General features: G+C 69.6%; 16 protein-coding genes. All 16 read right to left on the reverse strand.

From position 1 onward, the window contains the following. Nucleotides 1-2: 2 nt before the first annotated feature. The 16 genes from SK095_RS08900 to SK095_RS08975 all read right to left on the reverse strand — a co-directional run bounded on the left by SK095_RS08900 (nt 3) and on the right by SK095_RS08975 (nt 23,276). Complete coding sequence (locus SK095_RS08900; protein WP_320548623.1) at nt 3-1,151, reverse strand: VWA domain-containing protein; 1,149 nt, start codon at nt 1,149-1,151, stop codon at nt 3-5. After that, nucleotides 1,144-3,594, reverse strand: a complete 2,451-nt coding sequence (locus SK095_RS08905) for a DUF5682 family protein (RefSeq protein ID WP_320548624.1) — start codon at nt 3,592-3,594, stop codon at nt 1,144-1,146. The genes SK095_RS08900 and SK095_RS08905 overlap by 8 nt, the downstream gene beginning before the upstream one ends. Next, the gene (locus tag SK095_RS08910) at nt 3,578-4,705 is read right to left on the reverse strand and encodes an AAA family ATPase (protein ID WP_320548625.1); all 1,128 of its coding nucleotides are present in this window, start codon (nt 4,703-4,705) and stop codon (nt 3,578-3,580) included. The genes SK095_RS08905 and SK095_RS08910 overlap by 17 nt, the downstream gene beginning before the upstream one ends. Beyond that, the gene (locus SK095_RS08915; protein ID WP_320548626.1) at nt 4,705-7,605 is read right to left on the reverse strand and encodes a DUF4132 domain-containing protein; all 2,901 of its coding nucleotides are present in this window, start codon (nt 7,603-7,605) and stop codon (nt 4,705-4,707) included. The genes SK095_RS08910 and SK095_RS08915 overlap by 1 nt, the downstream gene beginning before the upstream one ends. 143 nt (nt 7,606-7,748) lie before the next feature. Continuing rightward, nucleotides 7,749-11,375: a DUF4132 domain-containing protein gene (locus SK095_RS08920; protein ID WP_320548627.1), complete on the reverse strand. Its 3,627-nt coding sequence runs from the start codon at nt 11,373-11,375 to the stop codon at nt 7,749-7,751. A gap of 78 nt (nt 11,376-11,453) precedes the next feature. After that, nucleotides 11,454-12,077 (reverse strand): hypothetical protein, encoded by a 624-nt coding sequence (locus SK095_RS08925; protein WP_320548628.1) that lies wholly within the window; start codon nt 12,075-12,077, stop codon nt 11,454-11,456. A 49-nt stretch (nt 12,078-12,126) separates the two neighbouring features. Beyond that, nucleotides 12,127-12,306, reverse strand: coding sequence for a hypothetical protein (locus SK095_RS08930; protein WP_320548629.1), 180 nt, complete (start codon nt 12,304-12,306; stop codon nt 12,127-12,129). Nucleotides 12,307-12,397: 91 nt separating this feature from the next. Further along, on the reverse strand, nt 12,398-12,715 hold the full coding sequence (locus SK095_RS08935) for a hypothetical protein (protein WP_320548630.1): 318 nt from the start codon (nt 12,713-12,715) through the stop codon (nt 12,398-12,400). Between the two features lie 21 nt (nt 12,716-12,736). Continuing rightward, nucleotides 12,737-13,591, reverse strand: coding sequence for an ankyrin repeat domain-containing protein (locus SK095_RS08940; RefSeq protein WP_320548631.1), 855 nt, complete (start codon nt 13,589-13,591; stop codon nt 12,737-12,739). A gap of 346 nt (nt 13,592-13,937) precedes the next feature. Further along, entirely contained in the window at nt 13,938-17,090 is a 3,153-nt protein-coding gene (locus SK095_RS08945) for a DUF4132 domain-containing protein (RefSeq protein WP_320548632.1), read from the reverse strand. Nucleotides 17,091-17,175: 85 nt separating this feature from the next. Continuing rightward, complete coding sequence (locus SK095_RS08950; RefSeq protein ID WP_320548633.1) at nt 17,176-17,568, reverse strand: hypothetical protein; 393 nt, start codon at nt 17,566-17,568, stop codon at nt 17,176-17,178. Nucleotides 17,569-17,602: 34 nt separating this feature from the next. Beyond that, nucleotides 17,603-18,013, reverse strand: a complete 411-nt coding sequence (locus SK095_RS08955) for a hypothetical protein (protein ID WP_320548634.1) — start codon at nt 18,011-18,013, stop codon at nt 17,603-17,605. A 31-nt stretch (nt 18,014-18,044) separates the two neighbouring features. Beyond that, nucleotides 18,045-20,207 (reverse strand): AAA family ATPase, encoded by a 2,163-nt coding sequence (locus SK095_RS08960; RefSeq protein WP_320548635.1) that lies wholly within the window; start codon nt 20,205-20,207, stop codon nt 18,045-18,047. After that, nucleotides 20,192-21,409, reverse strand: coding sequence for a helix-turn-helix transcriptional regulator (locus SK095_RS08965; protein ID WP_320548636.1), 1,218 nt, complete (start codon nt 21,407-21,409; stop codon nt 20,192-20,194). The genes SK095_RS08960 and SK095_RS08965 overlap by 16 nt, the downstream gene beginning before the upstream one ends. Before the next feature lie 73 nt (nt 21,410-21,482). Next, nucleotides 21,483-22,454: a hypothetical protein gene (locus SK095_RS08970; RefSeq protein WP_320548637.1), complete on the reverse strand. Its 972-nt coding sequence runs from the start codon at nt 22,452-22,454 to the stop codon at nt 21,483-21,485. 474 nt (nt 22,455-22,928) lie between these two features. Next, on the reverse strand, nt 22,929-23,276 hold the full coding sequence (locus tag SK095_RS08975; RefSeq protein WP_320548638.1) for a hypothetical protein: 348 nt from the start codon (nt 23,274-23,276) through the stop codon (nt 22,929-22,931). Nucleotide 23,277 lies beyond the last annotated feature (1 nt).

Raw genomic sequence — 23,277 nt, forward strand, 5'->3', positions numbered from 1 at the left:
GTTCAGCGTCCTTGCATGGTAGTGGCCAGCCAGTCGACCAGATGGTCCGGGGTCATCGCCGCCACCGGCACGCCGCGCGCGACCAGTTGTTCGGCCATCGCGCGGTCGTAGTCGGGATGGGCGCGGCGGTCGAGGGCGGCCAGCGCCAGCACCTGGACGCCGCTGCCGACCAGGCGCGCCGCCTCGCCGAGCACCCGCGCCGCATCGTGGCCTTCGTAGAGGTCGGAGATCAGCACCACCACGCTGCGCCGCGGCACTTCCACCTGGCCGAACGCCGCGGCCAGCGCCGCGCCGATGTTGGTGCCGCCGCCGATCTGCGCGCCCATCAGCAGTTGCTCCGGCGCCTGCAGCTGGCTGCTGGCGTCGACCACCTCGTCGGCGAACAGCAGCAGGCGGGTACGCACCGCGCTCAGGCGGGCGAAGATGCCGGCCATCACCGCGCTGTGGATCACCGACTCGCTCATCGAGCCGCTCTGGTCCACCACCAGCCACAGGTGCCAGGGCAGCCGGCGCTCCTCGCGCGGATGGAAGAACAGCCGCTCCAGCACCAGTTCCTCGGTTTCCAACTGATAGTGGGCCAGGTTGTGGCGCAGGGTGCGCGCCCAGTCGAGGTCGGCCAGCCGCGGCCGCCCGCCGCGACCGTGGCGACGGCGCTTGGGGGCGAAGGCGGCGCGCAGCCGCGGCGCCAGCTTCTCCTCCAGTTGCTCGACCACCCGGCGGATCAGCCGCAGCGCCTCGGCATGCACCGCCGCCGGCAGGCGCTCGCGCACCGCCATCAGCGCCTGCACCAGCTCGATGCTCGGCGTGGCCTGGGCCAGCACCTGGGGATCGGCGAGCAGGCTGCTCATCCGGTAGCGGTCCAGCGCATCGCGCTGCAGCACCTCGGCCGCCGAGCGCGGGAACAGCTTGCGCACCTCGCCCAGCCAGCGCACCGCACCGGGATCGGGACGGCCGATGCCGCCGTAACGGTCCGCGTCTTCGCCGCCCTCGCGGCGCTCGAACTCGCGGCCGTAGAGATACTCCAGGGCGGCGTCGCGGCGCTGGTCGCCGTCGTCCAGCACACTCGCGCCGCCCTGCTCGCCCCCCAGCGCGGCCTCGGCCTCGGCGCCGAGGATCAGCCGCCAGCGGCGGCGCATGATCGAATCAGTCATCGAACCCCCAGTGGTGCAGCACCGTCGCCACCTGCGCGGCCAGCGCCTGGCTGCGGCGCAGCGTGGCGTCGTCCGGCACCCGCGCGCGCAGCAACGCCGGCGCCTGCTGCGCGCCGACCAGCAGTTGCGCGAAGGCCTGCAGCTCGCGGCGGGTGAGTTGGCTGAAGGCCAGCCGCAGCGCGGGCAGGCCGTCGAGAAATTCCTCTTCGCTCCACGCCGCGAGGCATGCCGACAGACGTTGCACCGTGGGCGGATGACTCAGCAGCCAGCCGCGAGCGATGCGCAGGAAGCCCTGCAGGTACTCGCCCATGGCCTGCGGCGCGGTATGCGCCAGACCCAGCGCGTCGGCCAGCGCGCGCTCGGTGTCGGCGGCAGACCAGTGCCCGGCCATGGCCAGCACCCCGGCCGCGGCGCCGCGCACCGGCGCCGGCACGTCGGCGTCGTGCAGCGCGCCACAGGCATCGAGCAGCAGCGGGCCGTCGGCCCAGGCGGCGGCACGGCGCACCATGCCGTGCAGGTCGGCCAGGGCATCGACCGCCGCGGCCGCGTGCGCGGCATCGCCCTGGCCCAGCGCCGGCAGACGCAGGCAGGCCTGGGCGAAGGCGCGCGCCAGCAGCGGTTGCAGGCGCGCCAGGCCCACGCCGCCCAGCGCGTTGCGCGCCTCGTAGGCCTGCGCCAGGCGTCCGGCGGCCTGGGCCAGGGCCAGCGCGTCGAAGCTGCGCTCGAGCCACAGCGCCACCGCATCGAGCACCCGCTCGGCCAGCGCCTCCAGGCCCATCACCAGCACCTCCAGCACCAGCGTCGCCGGACTGCCGGCCACCGGACTGCCGGCCACCGGGGTGCCGGCCACCGCTGTGGCGGCGTTCGACTGCGCCAGCCGTTCGAGCAGGCGGTTGACCGCCGCCTCCTCCAGGCTGGCGCCGTAGCGCGCCGCCTCGGTCAGCGCGGTGACGGTTTCCGGCTGCCAGCGCAATTCCCATATCTCGCGCACACGGGCGAGATCGGAGCCGGCGACGAAATCCGGCCCGGCCAGGCGTTGCGCGTAGGGAATGCCGAGAAAGCGCAGCCGCTGCAGCCCCTGGGAGATCAGCCGGTGCCGGGCGCTGCGGTAGATGTCCAGCTCCTTGCGCTGCGCGCCGCCCAGCCGCGCCGGCAGCCGATAGCGCGTGCAGAAGGCCTGCACGTCGACCAGCAGCGGCGCCAGTGGCGCATTGGGCGGCAGGCGCCCGCTGGCATCGCCGCCGAACAGCGCGTCCAGCGCGCGGGCGAACCGCCCGGCATCGTCGGTATCCTTGACCAGCGTGGCCTGCAGCGCCTCCGCCAGCTCCGCCCGCCCGCCGCGGCAGCCGCGCAGCGCCGCCAAGCGGCCGGCCATGGCCACCGCCTCGCTGGCGTCCGGCAGGGTCGCCGGCAGACCGTCTTCGCGCAGGCGTACGGCCAGCCTTGCGGCCAGCACCGGCCAGGCCGCCGCATGCGGAAGCTTGCGGCCCTTCTCCCAGGCCTGCCATACCGCCTGGTAGTAGCCCGGCGCCGGCAGGCCGGCGGCGTAGCCGCTGGCGCGCGCCAGGCGCTCCAGGCTGTAGGCAATCAGATGGGCGCCGACCTCGCCGCTGCCCGGCCCTGCGCCGCGCGGCACCACAGGCGGCGCGGCGGCGAAGCCCAGCGCGGCGAGCGCCTCGGCCACACTGGCCGGCAGCCGCTCGCCGAGGCCGGCGAGGATGCCCGGCACATGGTAGCCGCCGCACACCACCAGGCAGCGCCGGCCCTCGTCGAGGGCCATGCTCACCTGCGCAGCCATGTGCGCCTCGCGGGCGGCGTTCTCGGCGTCGTCGCCCGCCCCGTCGGCGCGCAACAGCAGGCTGAAGGCGAGCAGGTCGGCGAAATAATCCGCCGCCGTCGCCGGCTCGACGCCGGACTCGAAGTGGCGATCCCACCACTCGTCGAAGTCGCGGCAGCCAGCCTGCTCGATCAGCCCGGCGAGCACGTCCGGCGCCTGGCGCGGCGGCTCGGCGTCCAGCGTCGGCTCCGGCGCGGTGGCGAAGAACTCCGGCTGCGCCGACAGCGCCAGCCGCGCGCCGTAGGGCAGGTCGATGAAGCGCACCGCCGCGCCCAGCCGGTCGGCCGCGCGCAGCGCCACCCACTCCGGCGAGAACTCGGCGAACGGAATGTAGCCGCGGCAGCGCAGCTCGTCGTCGCCGCGGCCGAGCGCCGCGTGCAGGTACACCGCCAGCGGCGGCTGCGCCTTGGCGTGCTGCAGCGCCGGCAACAGGGCGTCGAGTTCCTGCGGGCCTTCGATCAGCAGGGTGTCGGGGGCCAACGCCTCGATCAGCTCGCCCAAATGGCGGGCGCAGCGCGGGCTGTGGTGGCGCACCGGCGCCAGCCGCAGGTTCGCCATGGGAGCCAGCAGCTGCAGGGCCTGCGCCGCCTCAAGCACCCTGACCACCGGCGACGAAGTCCTGCCAGTCCTCGCTGGCGGCCCGGCGCCGGGCGACCAGGCGCAGGTACTCGGCGAAGCGCCGGCGATCCTCATCGTCGTCCTTGATCGCCGTGCCCACCAGGTAGCGCGCCAGATGCGCCGGGCGCAGGCGCGCCTCGCCGAAGTACCAGCAGTCGGTGGCGGCGTTGCAGGCCACGCTGATCGCCTCGGCGGTGGACAGCACGGTGCCGGGCCGCTCGATAGCGGTGCCCTCGATGCTGCCGGCGCGCAGCTCGTGGAAGGCGGTGGCCAGCAGGGTCAGCACCTCGGGCAGCACCTCGGTGCCGATGCGCTGGGCGGCCAGCTCGCGGGCCACTTCCTCGCCGATCAGCCTGGCCTGCGCCTCGATGCCGTCGAGCGGGCGCATGGTCTCGAAGTTGAAGCGGCGCTTGAGCGCGGCGGACATCTCGTTGACCCCGCGGTCGCGCAGGTTGGCGGTGGCGATCACGTTGAAACCGGGCCGGGCGAGCAGCCAGGGCCGCTCGTCCTTCAGCTCGGGGATGTGCAGCAGGCGCTCGGAGAGCACCGGCACCAGGCAGTCCTGCACCTCGGTGGCGCAGCGGCTGATCTCCTCGAAGCGCAGCAGGCCGCCGCCGGCCATCGCCCGGTGCAGCGGGCCGGGCACCAGCGACGCCGGGCCGGGACCGTCGCGCAGCAGCAGCGCGTAGTTCCAGCCGTAGCGGATCTGCTCCTCGACCACCCCGGCGCCGCCCTGCACGGTGAGCGTGCTGTCGCCGCTGATCGCCGCCGCCAGCAGCTCGGAGAGCAGCGACTTGGCGGTGCCCGGCTCGCCGACCAGCATCAGCCCGCGCTGGCCGGTCAGGGTGACGATGGCGCGCTCGACCAGCGCGTCGTTGCCGTGGATCTTGCGGGCGATACGCCGCCCGCCGACGCTGTCGCGCCCGCTGCCGAGGACGAAGGTACGCACCGCGCGCGGGCCGAGGCGCCAGCCTTCGGGGCGCGGGCCGTCATCGCACTCCAGCAGCGCGGCCAGTTCCTCGGCGTGGGCCAGTTCGGCGGGCAGCCGCTGGGCCGTTTCCGGAGTGGCTCCGGCGGTCTTGCTACCACGTGGGGGCATCAGTCACTTTCCTTGTTGGGGACGGCCTTGGCCGCGATCGCGTTGAACTGGTCCTGGACAGCGGCCTGCAGCGAACGCGGCCACTCTTGCGGGCTCAGCTTCCACCAGCGCCCGTCATCGCCGCGCCTGCTGGTGTCGTAGACCACCACATGCTCGATGGCGACGCGGTTGTCCAGGTCCATGTAGGCCATGAAGCTGTCGTGATGCAGCTCGACGTACAGTTGTGCGGCGGGCAGATCGAGACTGTGTTCGTAGATACGGGGGCCGTCGCTGGCCTGGCCGGGACGGTAGTTCCACTTGCTGAGCAGCCCGGAGAGCGCCCCCTGGGTGATTGTCAGCGGGCACGGCGGGCGCAGCTCGTTCCCCTGCCATTGTTCGAGCGCCGGCAAGACGGCGGGAGCGTCGAGCTGCTCGACCAGCGGCTTGAGTTCGTAGTCGTCCAGGTAGCTGCGCCAGGCGGCGATCTCGTCCACGTCCGCATCCAGCGGATGCCACAGGCTGACCTGCCCTTCGGCCGGCAGCACGACCGCCTCGTCGACCACATCCACCAGCGAAAAATCCTCGGCGATGCGGAAGCTCCGCCCGCTTTCCACCAGCCGCCAGATCAGGCTGCGGCCAACGATGCGCAGCAGCGGATGCTGCAGGAACAAGCGCTGCCAGCGCGCCAGCGACCAGCGCTGGCCCGTCAGCAGGGCGGTCTGCAGGCGCGGCCCCTGCTGCTTGACGACAGTCTTCAGGCCGCTCGCGGTGGTCTTCAGGCACGCGCTGGCGGCGTCCCATTCCGCGCGCAAGGACTCGTCCTTGAGCGCAGGCAGCGACTTGCTGGCCTTGCCCTTGTCGTTGATCACGCGCAGCGACAGATCGCCCTGCAGCTCGACTCGGTAGGCATGAGGGCCGACGTTCAGCACCAGCCCTTCGCCCAGGCCGAAATCCGGAGTCAGCTCGTCGAACAGCTCGGGGAGGCTCAAACCTCGCCGCCTGGCCGCCGCCCGCAGGGTGTCGAAGACGGCCTCGACCACCATGTCCTTGAGCTTGCGCGAGGCCGACAGCACCTTGAGCTGCGACAGCGCATACAGGGTATCGAGTGTGCCGAGCTGCTCGACGGCGATCACCGCACGCAGTTTCATCGACCAGCCCCAGGCGCGCACCGCGGCGGCCAGGGTGTCGACCACCCGGTCGTCGATGTTGCCGGCCACCAGCTTCAGCGCCCAGCGCTGCTTCGGGTCCCCCTTCAACGCCACCCAGATCTGCACCAGCGCCTGCGACAGGCGGGCGCGGTTCTCGGCGGAAATCTCGGCGAGCAGGCGTTCGGCCAGCGGCGGCAACTCGTCCTCGGTGGTGGCCGCCAGATACAGCAGGATGCGTGCGGCGTGCGCCGACAGCGGCGCGCACAATGCCAGGACTTCCTCCGCGTCGTAGGCCTTGATCGCGCCTCCGAAGCGCTTGAAGCGCGCTACCCGGGCCTCGAGCGCGGCCAGGTCGGGCATCGCCGCGTCGGGCATTTCCACACCCAACTCCTGCAGACGCACCTCCACTCGGCTGGCCGAGCCGAGGTCGAGCGCGCCGCCGTCGAGCAACTGGCGCAGCAGCGGCACCACCGCGGGGTCCGGGTGGCCCAACAGGATGTCGCGGCAGGCAAGCTGCATGTTCTTGCCGGCGATCTCCAGCCAGCCGCTGGCGGCGATTTCCGCCGGACTGAAGTCGCGCATCGCCTGGGTTGCCGCCTCGCGTAGCGCCTTCGAGCTGCTGGCAGCCAGCAGTTCGCCCAGCAGCGCCAGGTTGGCGCGGATCAGCGCCGGATCGAGCAGGGGCAGAAGAGTGGCGAGCTTAGGCGTGGAAATATCGCGCCAGCACGCCGGATTGGCCGCCAGCATGTCATTGAGCACACCGACAAAGGGCTGGAGCTCGCTCTGCTGCAGGATGCTCGGCAACAGGTGCGGCAACAGTTCGGGATATTGCGCGCGCCAGATCTGCTCGGCCAGCACCACATCGAAGTGCTTGACCCGCCAGTTTTCCAGCAGTTCGACAAAGAGCTGCGGCGCCTCCCGCACGAGGCGGTCGAACACCGCGTTGAAGTGCTCCGCCGGCGAACGCGAGGCCTGGGAGAACAGCAGCTCCGCCAGATTCGCCCGCTGCTCGGCGTTGGTGCCCAGCTCCCAGCGCAAGGCGATCAGCCCCGGATCCTTGTGGATGTCGTCGTGGGTGTCGTGCCAGTCGTAGTAGTCCGGGTGGCGGCGCACGAAGTCGTACCAGGGCGCGAAACGCTCGGGATGGGGCAGCGCCTTGTGGCGCGAAGCCCATACGGAGGTGATGCCGCGGCACAGCTCGCTGCCCTCCTCGGCCAGTTGCAGCAGGTCGGCGTCGTCCAGCGCCTCGAGCAGCTCTGTCCACTGCGGGTGAATCCGCCCCCGCGGATCGATGTCGGCCAGCGCGAGCAGCTCCAGAGCCCAGCGCAGCAGCGCCAGCGCCTCGTCGCGGGGCATGCCGGGATAGCCCATCCACACCAGCAGGCGGGCCAGGATGAAGTTCAGGCACACCCAGAGATTGCCCGACTCCCTCTGGACGCTGGCCAGGCGGGCGCGCGCCAGTGCCTGCAGCTCGGCCGTCAATTCGGCGCTGCGCCGGGGAATGTCCTTGTTCCAGTCGCCGCGCAGCAGCCTGCCCTGCGGGACGGTCAGCCGGGCGAAAGCCAGCCAGGTATCGTGATCGCGGCGCCAAGGGGCGCCCTGCAGTTGCCCCAGTTCGTAGCTCCAGCCCACCGCGGTGCTGGACAGAAAGGCGGCGACCTCGTCTCCGCGGCCTTCCTGCAGGCGCGCGGCCAGTTCCTCGGCCAGCACGGCGGGTGGGACTTGGCTATCGAGCGAGTGCAACGGGGTGTTGCCGTGGGTACGCATGTCCATGGGTGCTCCTTGCGTGGTCTGTATGGCGCTCACGCCGCCATCTTTTGCGGATGCAGGGCTGTCGGGTAGCGAGATTCGATGCCCAAACGTTCCCCCTCCACACGGAGGGGGCGATGGATGACTCCGGCGGGCCGGAGCCTTGCTCATGCCAAGGCCTCCGCCTTGAGGGTTTCCGCCTGCGCCAGCAGGGTGTTGAGCAGCGCCGGGGGCAGCTCGCCCAGGCGCTGGCACCGGTAGCCGTCCGCCTCGCGCTTGTACACAGACAGCGTCTCGATCTCCACTTCCTCGTCCGGCTCGAAAAACACGCTGACGCCGCTGTGCGCGAGGGTCACCTGCCAGCGCTCGCCATCCAGGGTCCAGGTGTGGTCGTTGACCATCGCGCCATCGCCCGCCTCGCCCTTGATGTAGCCCCACTTCTCCAGCAGGCCGCCGAAACGGCCACGCTGCAGCCGACTGCCCTCGGCGCGGGTCAGCTCGCTGGCGCCCAACTCCTCCGCGCTGGCCTGGTGCACCGCCGTCTCCCACTGGCCGATCGGCGACACCAGTTCGTAGTCCGCGAAATGCTCGGCCCAGGCGGTACGCTCGGCCTCGTCCAGCTCCAGCGGATGGGCGACATGCACCTGCGCGTCGTCCGCCAGGGTGAAGGGCTCGTCCTGCAGGTCGATCAGTTCGCCGGCCTGATCCGGGCGGAAACGTCCCAGCGGCTGGCCGTCGGCATCCTCCGCCGCCCACACCACGGCCTGGCTGACGATGGCCAGCAGCGGGTGCTCGGCGAACAGCCGGCGCCAGCTCGCCGCCGGCCAGCGGCTGCCCAGCTGCAGGGCGCGGGTCAGGCGGGCGGCCTGCTGCTTGAGCACCGGTTTGAGGTTCTTCGCCAGCGCCTTGTACTGGTTTTCCGCCAGGCTGCGCAGGTCCGGGTCCTCGCCGGCGCGGGCCTTGGGCAGGCTCTTGCTGGCCTTGCCCTTCTCGTTCACCACCACCAGGCTCAGGTCGGGACGGATGCGCACCCGGTACTGCCAGGGGCCGAGGTCGAGCTGCAGCCCGTCGCGGTCGAGACCGAAGTCCGGCACCAGTTGCTCGAGAAATTCCTCCAGGCCCATGCCCCGGCGCTCCGCCGCCTCGCTCAGGGCCTGGCGGGCGTTGGCCAGGATCGACTCGGAGAACTTGCCGCTTTCCCACAGCTCGCGCACCTGGGACACCCCGTAGCTGCCCGGCAGGCGGCAGAGCAGATGGATGGCCGCGCTGGCCTTGAGCTTGCGGACCTTCTTCCAGTCCTTGACCGCCTTGACCAGGGCATTGGCCGCACGCTCGTCGCCGTATTCGGCCAGCGGCAGCAGCAGCCAGTCGACGGCGGTGGCGCCGTTGGCGGCGATCCACTGCACGACGCACAGCAGCGCGAAATCGCTGCGCCGCCCCGCCGGCAGCCAGGCGAGGATCTGCCGGGCGCGCCGCGGCAGCGCCTCGCCGCCCTCGGCGAGAATGACCAGCAGGTGCTTCGCCAACGGCTCGCAGAGCGGCGCCAGCAGCTCGGCCAATTCCGGACTCCAGCACTTGCCCACCGCCGCCGGCACCTTGCGCCCCCCCACCTGCGCCTGCAGGGCGGCCAGATCCGCCCCGGCCCAAGGATCCAACCCGTCCAGCGGCTGCCCGGCACGCTCCAGGGCGTCCAGGCTGATGCTGCGGCTGTAGTCGTCGTGGGCCGCATCGTCGATATGCCGCAGGATCGGCCCGGCCATCGCCGGGTCCGCCGACAGCGCCATGCCGATCAGCGCCAGCCGGCGCGCGCGGGGCGCGGCCTGCAGCAGGCCGCTGGCCTCGATGGCCTGCGGCGCGCAGCGGGCGAGCAGCGCCACCGCAGGTTCGCGCAGGGTTTTCGAACTGCCGGCGAACAGCCCGACCAGCGCCGGGCCGCAGGCCACCAGCGCCACGTCGTCGAACAGCGGCAGCAGCTTGAGCTGCGCCTTGCTCTCCAGGCTGGCGAAAGCCTCGGGAAAGGCGACCAGCGCCCGGCACACGGCGGCGGACAATGGGCCGGAGCGGGCGCCGGAGCCGGCCGAAGCCTGGAAGCAGCGCCCGGCCATGAGCGGCACCAGGGCCAGCAACGGCGTGTCCTGGCGCCCCAGCGCGGCGATCACCGGCGGCAGGTAATAGCTGGAATGTTCCTCGACAAAACGCCGGAACAGCTCGGGCGCCTCGCCGTACAGCGTCTCGAGCAGGGCCAGCAGCCCGGCATGGCCGGCCCCACCCAGCCCGCTCAGCGCAAGGCTGAGCAGCTGCACGCGCGGTTCCGCCTCCTCGCAGGCCCGCCACAGCAGCAGCCAGCGCTCCACGCTATCCTCGCCGGCCATTAGACGCTCGGAGGAAAGAGCGCCGATGAACAGCGCCGGATAGCGCTGGCTGGCCTCGACCAGTCTGTCCCAAACCTCGGGCAGCAACCGCTCGGCGCTCTTCGCCGGCGCGATGGCCAACTCGTGCAGGCGTTCGGCGGCACGCTCACGCAGCGACTCGTTGCACGACTCCAGCCAGGCACAGAGCGGCTCCGCCAGGGTGATGCCCCCCAGTAGTTCCCACCCCAGCTTGGCTTGCGGCGCCGGCGCGATCAGCCGGTCGATCAGCCCCTGCAGCTCGTCTTCCGCCAACTCGCTGGACAGCAATTTCATGACCGTCTTGAAGCCGTCCGAATCGACCGGCACGCGGTCGATGACCTGGCGATACCAGGCCAGCGCCTCGGGGCTTTTCAGGTTCGGATCGAACACCCCGCAGCGCTCGAAGCGGTGCTGCTCCAGCCGCAGGGCCGCCGCCGGGCACCGCTCGCAAAACAGATCGGAACGCCACAGCAGCCGCACCTCTGCATCGGACAGGCGCTCGAGCACCTCGGCGAACCGCTCGGCCGACTCGCCCAGCACCAGGGCCAGCCCCAGGTCGCGGAAGACCTCGACCATCGGCCAGTTCCGGCCCTCCTGCAGTTGCAGCACCTCGTACAACCGCGGACTGGCGGCGAGCGCCTGCAACAGTGGCAGCAGCAACTGATGGCGCAGCGCAATGGCCCGTCGGGCGGGAAAGACATGTTCGAAGCTGCCGGCAACGCTCTGGCGATAGCCCAGCAACAGGTCGATCCAGACGTCTTCGCCGAGCGCTTCACGCTGCAACTGCTCGCGCACCAGGATCAGGAACAGGCGCATGCCGGCCAGAGCGCGCAAACGCTGCTCATCCCAGAACATATCCGGCGCAGCCAGCACCTCGGCCAGGCAGGCCGGATTGGCGCCGGCACGGACCAGCCAGGCATACACGCCTTCCCAGCCCCGCACGCCCTCGGCCAACGCGCCGGCCCAATCGCGCATCGACTCGCCCAGCGCATGGACCCAGACCTGGGTATTGAGGCGTACCGGCCCGCCCCCCGCCCCGGGCAACCAATGCCGGTAGTAGTACGCGTCACCGGGAGTCACGAAAGGCGACAGCAGCACGACCAGCCGCTCCCAGCAATCGAGCCAGTGCTCCGGCGCCCGCTCGGCCAGCGCCCAGGCATACAGGCGCCTGAACCTGTCCTGGTAACGGTCGAATTCCGTCCGGGTCGGACAGAGCCTCTGCGCCAGCGCCTGGCGCCACGCCTTGGGCAACTCGGCCCCGTCTTGCCAGTACTGGCGCACCGCACCAAAGTCCAACCCCTCGCCGATGCCCTGCTGCGCATAGCTGCGCTCCAGGCGCTGCAGGAATTCGGCCTCGTCCGTGGCAGTCGCCAGTTCGTTGAAGTGATCCATATCGTTGCTCATTCCGTTGTCGATTCGCCCGAATACTTGCTCAACGACAGGGCCGCAGCAGCACACGGCGGCCCGGCCCTACATGACTCACTACTCGTCCAGGCTCTCCAGCCAGTCCTTGACCATCTTGTCCAGCTCCGCGTAGGCCGCCACCGGCAGGTAGATCCCCGTGTAGTCGCAATCTTCCAGGCCCTCGATCACCAACCAGCGGCCGGCAAGGTGGGCTTCGGCGAACTTGTTGAGTTCATCGGCTAGGCTCATCGAGTAAAACCCGTTGCAGTCGGCGCCCCGCAGTAGCAACTGCTGCGCCTGCCCCTGCCAGGTAAAACGCAGTTCGAGATCAGCACCGTCGCCTTCGCCGTCTTCGTCCTCTTCGTCCTCTTCGTCCTCTTCGTCACCCACATCGTCCACGCCGTCCACCTGGACGAACTCCACATTCTGCGGCTCGAACGCCCCGCCGGTCAGTTCGCAGTAGCTGTCGAACAGGACGGGGTAGATCTCCTCGGGCGAGGATTCGTACTCGTCAACGTGGGTGATGGCGATCTCAGGGAACAATTCGCACAGCATGTCCGGTAACAAAAAGAGCATATCCATCGCCTCGAGCGACTCGCACTTGAGCTCGAGTTCGGCCACCCGCTCCGCGGCCACCGGCAATCGGTGGCGCTCGACGCACGCCATCAGTTGTTGAAACATCGTCTTGCCATCCATTTCCATCGTTTGCCTCCTTGTATTTTCGGGAACAAAGCAATCTGCAGAGCGGGCTTCACGCCGCCTCAGCGCTGGCCGTCGATGCCGCCAGTGCCAGCATCTCTTCCATCGGCGTGGCGAGCAGCCGCGGGGCGAGAGGTTCGGGCTGCGGCCGCCAGGCGTTCCGATGGTCGACCCGGCGCTCGAACACACTCGCGAACATGCCACTGAGGTGGGCTTCGGCGAACGCGTTCATCGCTGCGAGCATGCTCGGCGAGTACCAACCGGTCGCTGCGCAGCAGCCTGCCGAGCGGAATGGTCAACCGGGCGAACGCCGGGCCCCCTGCTCAGCCCTTCAGACACCCCATGAAGTCGCCATAGCGGGACAGGCAGCGGTAGACCTCAAGATCCCGGCCGCTGCTGCCCAGGCACTGCTGCATCTCCAGCTTGCCCTCCACCAGGGACAGCATCTTCATCGCTTCGTCGTAGTTGGCCTGGGTGATGTAACCGCCCGCGAGATTTTTCTTGACCGTTCCCCGCGCGGTATCGAGCGAGTCGTTGGTCTGGGTGAGCGCCCGTTTGCACATTTCCGGGGTGGCTCTATCTTCGCTGCCGAAGGCGGCCGTGGAGGCGGCGAGGATCAGAATGGCGAGAGTTTTTTTCATGTCGTGCTCCTTGGGTTGATGTCAGTGCTGGTTCAAGAGTTCGAGGATTTCGCTGCTGCGCTCGCTTTTCTGGGCGTATTCGCGCAAGGACATGGACTGGCCGTCCCAGCCACTGAAGTGAGCATCGGCACCGGCGCCGTGCTCCAGCAGCAGCTTGACCATGGCCGTGTCGGAGTCGCCGATCGCGAACATCAGCGGAGTACGCCCCTGGCTGTCGGCACGGTTCGGATCCACCCCGGCCTCCAGCAACACCCCGGCGACCGCCAGGGCGTTTTTCTTCACGGCAATATCCAGCGGTGTATTGCCGGCAGCATCCGCCTTGTTCGGGGCCGCGCCCAGGGAAAGCAGCAGGGCGGCGGACTCCTTGGCGTTGAACTTGGCGGCAAGGTGCAGCGGCGTGTGCTCCCAGGTATCGCCCGGCTCGGTGATGTCCGGGTTTTCCGCCTGGGCGATGAGGCGCCGAATCTCGTCCAGTTGCCCAAGGCGGACGGCCTTGATCAGTGCCATGTGATCGTCGAAGCCGAGTTTTGGCGCCGGGCAAGCACCCTTGACGAAGCGCGAGCGGCCGTTGAAGTTGGCACGGAAGGAGTCGTCGGCGAACTCCAGGTTCGACAAGACATAGGGCGCCGCGTGCAGGGTGTCGCCCTCCAGGCGGTAGTCGCCGGAGAAAGGCGATCCGCCGATCGCGAAGCGGTATTTGCCATGGGCGTCGAAGGACCAGGTTATGTTCGGGATCGAGGTTTCCTCGTCGAGCACGGTCTCCACGAGACACCAGTCGCCGACCAGAGGCTGACCGGCAGGTGTGGTGTCCTGGGCCCAGGACGGGGCCAAGCCGACCAGCGCGAGGCTGGCCAGGGTCATTGTGCTGAGTTTCAAGATTCGTCCTTGATTTAACAGGTTGATGAGTCGCGGTCAGGGCAGCTGCAGGACGCTCGGTGTGGTGTGTTATCGGGTGAACAGGGTGCGGTCATGGGCTGTCCTTGTCGGTCATGCCATTACGATCCCCGTCACTCGCACAGGCTCTCCCGCCAGTCCTCGACCACCTCGATCAGCTCCGCATGGGCCGCCACCGGCAGGTTGTGGCGCTCGGCACAGGCCATGACACGCTTGAAGATTTCCATCAGTCACTTCCTTGGTTTTGGGAAACACGAAGAACTTGCCGGGCGCCCCGCTCGGCAAGATATGCGCCAGGCCGACGCCGTCGGCCTGGCGCAAGGCGCACTCACTTGGTCGGCGCTTCGCTGGCCTTGGCCTGCAGGGCGCGGATCTGCCCCATCAGCGTGGCCTGCAGCGGTTTGGGCAGGTCGGCGGGTTTGACCCAGGCCCAGCTCTTACTGAGGTCGCGCACCCGGAAGCCCTCGATCTCCACCGGGGTGCCGATGTCCATCCACGGCGGGAAGTAGCCGTGGTGCAGTTCGATGCTCAGTTTCAGCGCCGGCAGATTCCAGGTGTGCTCGTCGATGCTCGGGCCGTCGCCCACCGGGCCGGGGCGGTAGCCCCATTTCTTCGCCAGACCAGCCAGTTGCTCCTGCGCCACCACGAGTCCGGGCGGAGCGAGCAGTTGCTCATCCTTGAACAGCTCGGCCGGCGGCAGCTCGGCGCAGGCACCCAACTGGTCGACCATCGGTTCCATTTCGTAGTCGGCGAAATAGGCCTGCCAGGCCTCCAGCTCGCCCGCCAAAGCGGTGGCCGGATGCCACAGGCTGACGCTGCAGCTTTCCGGCAAGACGACGGCATCGTCCTCGACATCCACCAGCGAGAAGTCCTCGGCGAGGCGGAAGCTGCTGCGGGCGAGATCCGGCGCATCCTCGGCGCGCCAGATCAGGCTGCGGCCGACGATGCGCAGCAGCGGGTGCTGGACGAACAGACGCTGCCAGCGCGCCAGCGGCCAGCGCTTGCCGGTGACCAGCGCGCCGTACATGCGCGGCGCCTGCTGCTTGACTACGGTCTTGAGATTGCTCGCCAGCCCCTTCAGTTTGGCGCTGGCGGCCTCCCACTCGGGCTTGAGCGCGGCATCCTTCACCGCCGGAATCGACTTGGCGGCCTTGCCCTTGTCGTTGACGACGCGCAGCGACAGGTCGCCCTGCAGCTCGACGCGGTAGGCGTTGGGGCCGACCACGAGCGTCAGCCCCTCGCCCAGGCCGAAGTCCGGGGTGAGTTCGTCGAACAGCTCGGCCACGCTCATCTGCCGGCGCTGGGCGGCGGCGCGCAGGGCCTGGCGAGCGCTGCTCACCACCATGTCCTTGAGCTTGCGCGACTCGGCAATCTCCTGCACGCGCAGCAGCGCATACAAGGTGTCGACCTCGCCGAGCTGCTCGGTGGCGGCGGCGGCGCGCTGCAGGCGCGGCTTGTTCCAGACGTTGATCGCGGCGACCAGTTGGTCGACCACCCGGTCGTCGGCGTTGCCCGGCAGCAGCTTCAGCGCCCAGCGCAGCTTGGGATCGCCGTTGCTGGCGATCCAGACCTCGGCCAGCGCCAGCGCCAGGCGGGCACGGTTGTCGGCGGCAATGGGAGTGAGGAGCTTGGCCACCAGCGGCGACAGGCTGTCCTCGGCGGTGGCGGTCAGATGCAGCAGCACGCGAGCGGCGTGCTCGGACAGCGGCGCGCAGAGGGCCAGCAGTTCGGGGCTGTCGTAGTGCTTCACGCTGGCGGCGATGCGCTTGACCGTGGCGGCCTGGGCCTCGACGGCGGCCAGCGCGGCGGCGGGGTCGGCAGTCGGCGCGGCCTCGCCTGCAGCGTCTTCGGTCGGACCGGCGGCGCCCTGGCCGAGCTGCTGCAGGCGCTCCTCGACCATGCTGGCCGAGGCCGCATCGAGCTTGCCGGCGGCCAGCAGTTCGCTCAGCAACGGACCGGCCGCCGCATCGGGATGGGCGAGCAGCACGTCGCGACAGGCCAGCAGCAGGTTCTTCGGCGGCTTGCGCAGCCAGCCGGCGGCGACCAGATCGGCGGGGGCGAAACGCCCGGCGATACCGGCCAGGGCATCGCGCAGCGCCTTGGAGCTGCTGCCGGCCACCACCCTGGTGAGCACCGGCAGCGCGGCTTGCAGGCTCGCGGCATCAAGGGTCGGCAACAGATGGACCAGATCCTTGGTCGGCACCTGCACCAGGTCGTCCGGGCGGCTGGCAACCAGGTGGCGAACGATGCGCCGGTAGCGGCTGGCCTCGCAGTCGTTCTCGCAGCGCGAGGCAATCGCCGGCAGCATCAGCGGCAGCAGCTCGGGGTACGGCTCGGTGCACACCTTCCAGGCGAGGTTGAAGCTGATGTCGTAGCGCCCCCACTCGCGCAGCTGCGCGACGAAGGGCTCGGCATCCTCGCGCACCAGGCGGTCGAACACCGCGAAGGTGTATTCGCGCTCGGCCCGGTCGTGGTAGCTGAGACAGCTGAACATCTGATCGGCCAGTTGCTGGCGTCGCTTGGCGCTCGCCCCCGACCAGCGCAGCTCGATCAGGCCGGGGTCGCGGAAGGCGTTGTCGTCGTAGAGCTCGGGATGAAGGGCGAAGAATGCGTGCCACGGCGCCCAGCCGGTGGGCGCGGGTACGTCCTCGACCCGCTTGCGGTACACCTCCAGCACGTCCTTGCACAGGCGCCCGCCGCGCTCGGCCAGCGCGATCAGATCGGCCGCTTCGCTCAGGCCCGCGATGAAGGGATACCAGCCGGTGTTGTAGTCGCTGCCGACTTCCGCGCGCAGGGCGAGCGCCCACTCGATGTGCGCCAGGCAATCCTCGCGCGACATTTCCGGATACCACAGCAGGGGCAGGATACGCGCCAGCACCAGGCCCACGACCTGGTGGCCCGGCTTGCCCTCGGTGCGGGCGCGGGCCAGCCAGGCGTCGGCCAGGGCGCGCAGCTCGGCGGCCAGCTCGGGGCTGCGCCGGGGGATCTCGCGAGAGCAGTGGTACAACTGGCCGCGCGGAATCGTCATGCGGGCGAAGGCCAGCCAAGTCTCGGTGCTCGCCAGCCAGGGCGCGTCGTCGCCGCCCAGGTGCGACAGGATGTTGAGGCAGCGCTCCTCGCAGGTGCGCAAGAACTCGGCCACTTCCGCGGCACGACCGTCCTGCAGGCGCTCGGCGAGGATGCGGGCGAAGGCCGCGCGCTCCTGGGTGTCGTCGAGGTGGCGAGACAGTTCGCCCAGCGGCGCCTGGGCCGGGTCGAGTGCCGGCAGTGCGGCCCGGGCCTGGCGCTCGGCTTCCTCCGACGCCTCCCCAGCCGCCAGCTCATCTCCAGCTTCCTCCATGGCACGGAGCAGCAACTCCAGCACATCTTCTTTCTCTGCTTCGGTGTCCGCCAGGGAATCGGCCAGCAGCTCCAGCGCCTCCAGCGCCTGTTCCTCTTCGCTCAAGGGGCTGGCTTCCGTGTCTAGGGGGGTAGTGCTCATGCAAAAGACTCCTGAGTTCGGGTAATGGGTTGCGCGTGGCCCTCAGAGCCTGCGCGGGCGGCGCCCGTAACGCCGCCCGGTTGTGTCACTGCGCGGCAGTCGGGGCGTTCCAGTGCATCAGCTGCCGACCGAGCTCGTAGAACACCTCGAGGCGCTCGCCGCTGAAGGATTCGATGCTCAGCACACCGGGCCGGTCCTCCAGACGCATGTCGTGGATCGTCGGGGTGTCGATGAGATCGTCGCTGTCGAAGTAGAGAAGCTGGCCGGTGCGGTAATCGAAGAACCAGAAGCTAGGGAAGTCAGGGTCGTCCCCGTAGCAGACCATGGCCGCCAGCCCGAGGCGCGGGTTGCAGGTCACGGCAACACAGGCCTCCTCGGGGGCGGACTCGTAAAGGACGCTGGTCAACAGCTCGGCCAGCGCGGCCTCATCGTCCAGCAACGCTGCGTGGCCGCTGACCTGGATGGATTCGTTGTTCATGCACGCTCCTTGTTGCGATCCGTGTGAAAGGGAATCAGGCGCTCACCGGCCTGCCGTTGAGCAGCACCTGGCCTCCGCTGCAGGTCAGCATGACGTCCTCCTCGTCATCTTCGTGCTCCTCGTCATGATCGAAGGCGATGCTGGCGCGGGTGGCGTGCCGGCCGAGGATCGGCAGCAGGGCAACCGCGTATTCCAGGCCTTCACCGCCGCAGACGAAGGAGGCCGAAAGCCCACCCTCGCCCTCCTCGATGTCTTCGATGCCCTCGATGTAGTCGCCGAAGCGCTGCACCAGCTGGTCGAACAGCGGAGCTAGGCTCTCGTCGAGGTCGCTGAGTAGCTCCCGACTGGTATCGAGGTCATAGTCCTGCATGGCGCTCAGGACTTCGTGCAGGGTGCCAAGTACCGATTCCTCGGCGCTCACTTCAAGTTGCAGGTAGGTTTCCATGTCTTTAACTCCTTGTGACTGAGATCGTTCATCAAGCCTGACTGCGTTCGGCCGCCAGTTCCTGGCGCAGCAGCAGCGCCACCTCGTCGGGCTCGAACTGGCGCAGGAACAGCGGAATGGCGAAGCGGTGGATGCCGTCCTCGCGGCGCAGCACGTAGGCCAGTTGCAGGCGCGCCAGCACGCGCTGCAGGGCGTCGGCGGAGCCGGCGAGGCCGTGCTCCTCGAACAGGCGCACCAGCGCGGCCAGACTGGTCTGGCCATGCAGCGCGACCTGGTACACGGCGATGCGGTCGAGGCGGCAAGCCGCCTCGTCGTGACACAGGCGACCCCAGCCAGCCAGGGCGTCGAGCACCGCCTGCGAGGCCAGCGCCTGGGCCAGGTGGCGGGACTCGATGACCCGCTCGCCCGGTTGCAGGGCTTCGAGGCATTCCTGGCAGACGATGGCGACCAGGTTGGCGCGCTGGCCGCTGGCCTTCACCACCTGCTCGACCAGCGCGTCGCTGGCGAAACTCAGGCGCAGACGGGCCAGCGGCAGCGTGGCCAGCTCGCGGCAGGCTTCCGGCTCCAGGCCGCCGATGCTCAGCACCTCGCCGAAGTTGCGCAGCGGCGACTGGTAGTCGAGCACTGCGGTGGCGTACAGGTCCCAGAAGCCGGCGAGCATGAACCAGCAGCGGCCCTCCTCGCTCAGCGCGCGCAGGGCAGAGAGCTGCGGGTAGCCGTGGCGGGATTCGTCGCGGAAGAACAGGTCGGCTTCGTCGATCAGCAGGAACAGGCGCCGACCGGCGTGGCGGGTCGCCAGATGGTCGATGACCGCGTCCAGCGGCGTGTCGGCCTTGAGCCCGAACTGCAGGGCCAGCCGCGGCGCCAGACGGTGGTCGCGCAGCGAGACGTAGTGGCAGGCGATGTGCGGATGCCCCTGCAGGCGACGCTGCACCGCCTTGAGCAGGCTGCTCTTGCCCAACTGGCGGCCGCCCACCACCAGGTAGTTGGCCGGCTCGCGGTTGAGCACGCGGGCCAGCAACTGGGCGCGGCCGAAGAAGGCGCCGGCGCGCACCACGCCGCCGCGGGTCTGGTAGGGCGAGATGCGGGTGACGCGCAACTGGCTGGACAGCAGCCGCAGCAGCACGTCGGCGGGCTTGCCGCCGAGCAGCCACTCCGTCTGGCTGCTGCTGTCCAGCGCCACCAGCAGGTTGGCCGGATCGGCGCAGTGGGCGAGCAGCACACCGGCTTCGAGCTCGCCGGCGGGGTCGGCGAGCACCAGCATCACGTCCAGCCCGGTCTGCACGGCGCGCAGGTGCTGGACGACGGCGGCGGCATCGAGATAGGGCGCGGGCACGTAGACCAGACAGCGGTCGAGGCTGACCGGCAGCTCGGTGCAGAACTGCCACTCGAACACCATACCGGGCAGCGACCAGTCGGCGCTCGGCTGGCAGCGCGCGCCGAGCGCCAATGCCAGGGCTTGCACCCGCTCGGCAGATGCGGCGCTCGCACAGGCGATTGCGCGTTGCCAGTCGCTGGCCACAATGCCGGCGGCCGTCAGGGTGGCGCGGCGGCGACCGAACAGGCCGAGCAGGCGATCGAGCATGGGCAACTGCCCCAGCGGCAGGCGCAGCAGGCTCTTGGGCTGCAGCTGGCTGGGGCCGAGCAGCGGATGGCGTACCAGCAACAACAGCGCGGCGACGGCGAACAGCGCGAGGCAGATCAGGATCAGGCTGCGCAGGTCGTCGACCAGCGGGGCTTCGGCCGCCTCGTCCCCGGCGGCGCGGCAGCTGGGCGGCAGGTAGCGCGCCGGGATCGGCGGCTCGCCGGCGCGGCAGGTCCAGCCGTCGCCCCGCTCGGCGAAGTCGAGGACGATCTCGGTGCCGGCAAGATCGCCCAGCTCGGGATTCTCGGCCACCTCGGCAACCAGCCGCCAGGGCTGCGGCGAGTGCACGCGCAGCAACGCCTGCGACAGCGGCGGCGCGAACTCGTGGATGTCCTGCGGCCAGCCGTCGTAGGCCTGGCGCGCCTCGAGCATGGCGCGGCGCCATTCGAGCAGTTCGCCCCACACCGCGCCAGTGCCGACCGTCGCCAGCGCGGCGCCGCGGGTGAGCGGGTTGTACTGCGGCGTCAGCACGGCGCTGCCGACCAGCAGGGCCAGCAGCGCGACGACCAGCGGCCGGCGCCAGGCGCGGGTTTTCAGTCGTTCGAGCATGATTCGAGCACCTGCAGACCGGCCTGCCTCACCACCTCGCAGCGCCAGTGCAGGCGCGCCGCCTCGCCCTCACCGCGCACGCAGACGAGGTTGCTCCAGAACAGCCGGCGCAACTCGGCATCGGGCAGGTACGGCCGCGCCCGGCCGAGGTCTTCGGCCTGCAGGCGCGTGTGCAGGCGTTCGCGCGCCGCCGGGTCGGCGGCCAGCGGCAGGAAGGTCTGCCACAGCCGCGCGCTGGCGGCGAGCCGGGTGCGCAGGGCCGCCTGGGCAGTTTGGTCGCGGCCGGCGTTCTCGCACAGCCATTGCAGCCCCTCCTCGGCCAGCGCGGGATGGCCACCGCAGAGCTCCAGCAGCAGCGCCAGGGTGGCCTTTTCGAAGGGGCGATTCGGCCAGCGCAGCCCGGCCAGGGTGGCCAGATCGTCCAGCGTCAGCTCGGGCCAGTGGCTGACTTGGGCGATGTTGAGCAGGGAGAGGTCGCCGCTGCGGTACTTGAGATCGGCCAGCGCCTCGCCGCCGCACAGCAGCAGGTGCAGGCGGCCGCCGTGCATCTCGCTGAGGCTGCGCAGGATGCCGGCCAGGGTATCGCGCAGCTCCGGGGTGCCCTGCTCGAAGCGGCTGACCAGGCAGAACAGCCGGCCGTGGCCGATCAGACGGTCCTCCAGCGCCGCCTCGAACTCGTAGTCCGAGGCCACGCCGGCGAAGCCGCATTGCCGGCCGATGGCGGCGAAGTAGTCGTTGCTGGCGGTACTCACGCTGTAGGGCGGCTGGATGTGCAGCACCGCGCCGTCGCCGTAGAGGCTGCGCGCCCGCGCCAGCAGTTCCTGGCGAAACGGCGGCTGCCCCCAGTGGGCTTGGGACAGCAGCAGGGCGATGGGATAGGGCACCGCCTGGCCGAGGCGGGCGAACAGGCCGTCGATGAAGGTGGCGAAGGGCACCTCGCTCCCTGCCCCGCTCTGCAGCGGGAACTCCGGCTCGAAGCCGGCGGTGACGAACAGTCGGTTGGTCTCCGCCTCGGTGAGGCGCAGGTAGCGCGCGCAGGCCTGCAGGCGATCGCGCGTCTTCGGGCTGGGCAGCGAGGTGCCGTTGCGCCAGTTGTTGACGGCCTCGCGGCTCAGGCCGATCTCGGCCGCCACCCCGGCGGCGCTGGCGCGGATGCGCCGCATGTACAGCGTCAGCAGGGTGGCAAAGGCTTCGTTGGTCATCGGCAGACAGGCTCACAGCAGGGCCGGGGTTGGATGTTCTCGGGCATGGCGAAACTTCCGGGCGGGATCGACATCAGTGGGCTTCGCCGATCCCCAGACAGAGGGCAATCTGCGTCAGCGCGGTGCGCTCGGCCTTGCTGATCCGGCTACCGAAGCCGAACAGGCCGCCCGAAGCCTTGGCGATGTCCTCGGCGACGGTCAGCAGCGCGCGCTTGAAGGCTTGTGCCTCGGCGGCGGGCATGCGCTCGTCGACGATGCTCGCGACCATCACCAGCTCGAGGGCGAAGTTGAGCCCTTGCTCGCCCAGGCTGGCGGCCATGACGTCCAGCTTGTCGATGATGTTGGTGACGATACGGATCAATAGCGGGCTGCCGTAGTGCTCGGCGTCCGTCAGCAAACGGAGCAGACCGGCTACTTCCTTGCGATCCACCTTGCCGTCGGCGGCAGCGACGATGAAGAACACCAGAAAAGGTGCGCGCTGCAGGGTGCGCAGCTCGTCCACACTGAACCCGGTGTTTTCCTCGCCGCTGGAGGCAGCGTTGTTGCAGACCTCGTCGAGGTAGTGCGCCTCCCAGGTGGCAAAACCCTCCGAGTGGGAGCGCATGCCCTTGAAGAAGGCCTGGCCTATGGCCTGCCGGGTGCCGGTATCCAGTCCCTCGGCACCATTGGTCAACTCCGGCCGGTTGACCCCGAAGCCATCGGCATGCCCGGCATTGCGGTACGGCAGGACGAACTGCATCTCGCGCTCGCGATCGGCACTGAAGCGCACGTCGATGAGCAGGCAGTCGGTCTTGCCGGTCGCGCTGGTCATGACGGCATCCCTGATGAAGCACGCGCCGAGCATGTCCGCGCCGAGTTCGCTGAGTTTCCTCGCCCCGCCGGCCGTGGTCTCGATGGAGCCGCCGACCAGGCGCGTCAGCTGCGTCTGGCCGTCGTCACGCAGGGTACCGACGATGGGTATCAGCACCTCACCGTCACAAACGCTGTATACGGCATGGGCGGCGCAGTAGCCGACCATTTCCACGGTGCTCAGATATTTTTCCATGCCACTCTCCTCATCGGGAATCGATGACGGATTGTCCTGTGGCGGCAATCTGGCTGCAGTTCCGAAGTTGTCAGGTCGCCGTCGTCGCCACCTGACAGCACGTCAAGCGGGCGGCGATGGGCAGAAAGAGAATGAGCGGATGCCCGGCATTGCCTGGCCTGCCGCGAACGAGAGATGGGGGGAACGATGGAAAGGCAGGCGCGGAGCGCACCCGGAGGGTTCTGGAGTTGCGACCCGTGCATGCGTCCCTGCCTGAGGCTCTGGTTGGAGAGGCAGCATTTTGCAATTACCGCCGGGCGATTGGCAGGCGTCGAATTGTGCGACCCTGCACAATTCGCGGTTATCCGCCGAAAAATGCACGGCAACGGCAGGTTTGTGCCGGCGCCAACGCGGCGGCCCGGCCAGTCCGTCATGACCGGGGCAACGCCTGGCGGGTGAGTTCAGCGGTAGCTCATAGCGGTGGTTACCCCACGGCTACTCGTCGCCTTCCCCGTCGTACCGCGCCTCGACCCGCACATCCCTCACGAGGCAGAGCGCGAACAAGGCCTCGAGATCCCTGGCGAATTCGTCGCCGTCTGATCCGGGGAGCAAGCCGATACAGAAGCGCTCGCCATCCTCTTCCCAGTATTGCCCTTCGAAATATTCGACCGGCCAGACCTCCAGCATGGCTTCGAGCTTCGCCTCGACGGCCGGACCGAAGGCTTCCATGCGCTCCTGGAACAGTGCACCCGCCTCGCCCTCGCAGAGCCCTGCGAGAATCTGCCGCCATAGCGGCCGTTGCTCGACAGCGGGAGTGAAGGACAGCTCGAGTTCGTCTTCCATA

The sequence above is a fragment of the Pseudomonas sp. AN-1 genome (assembly GCF_034057115.1).
Classification (GTDB): domain Bacteria; phylum Pseudomonadota; class Gammaproteobacteria; order Pseudomonadales; family Pseudomonadaceae; genus Geopseudomonas.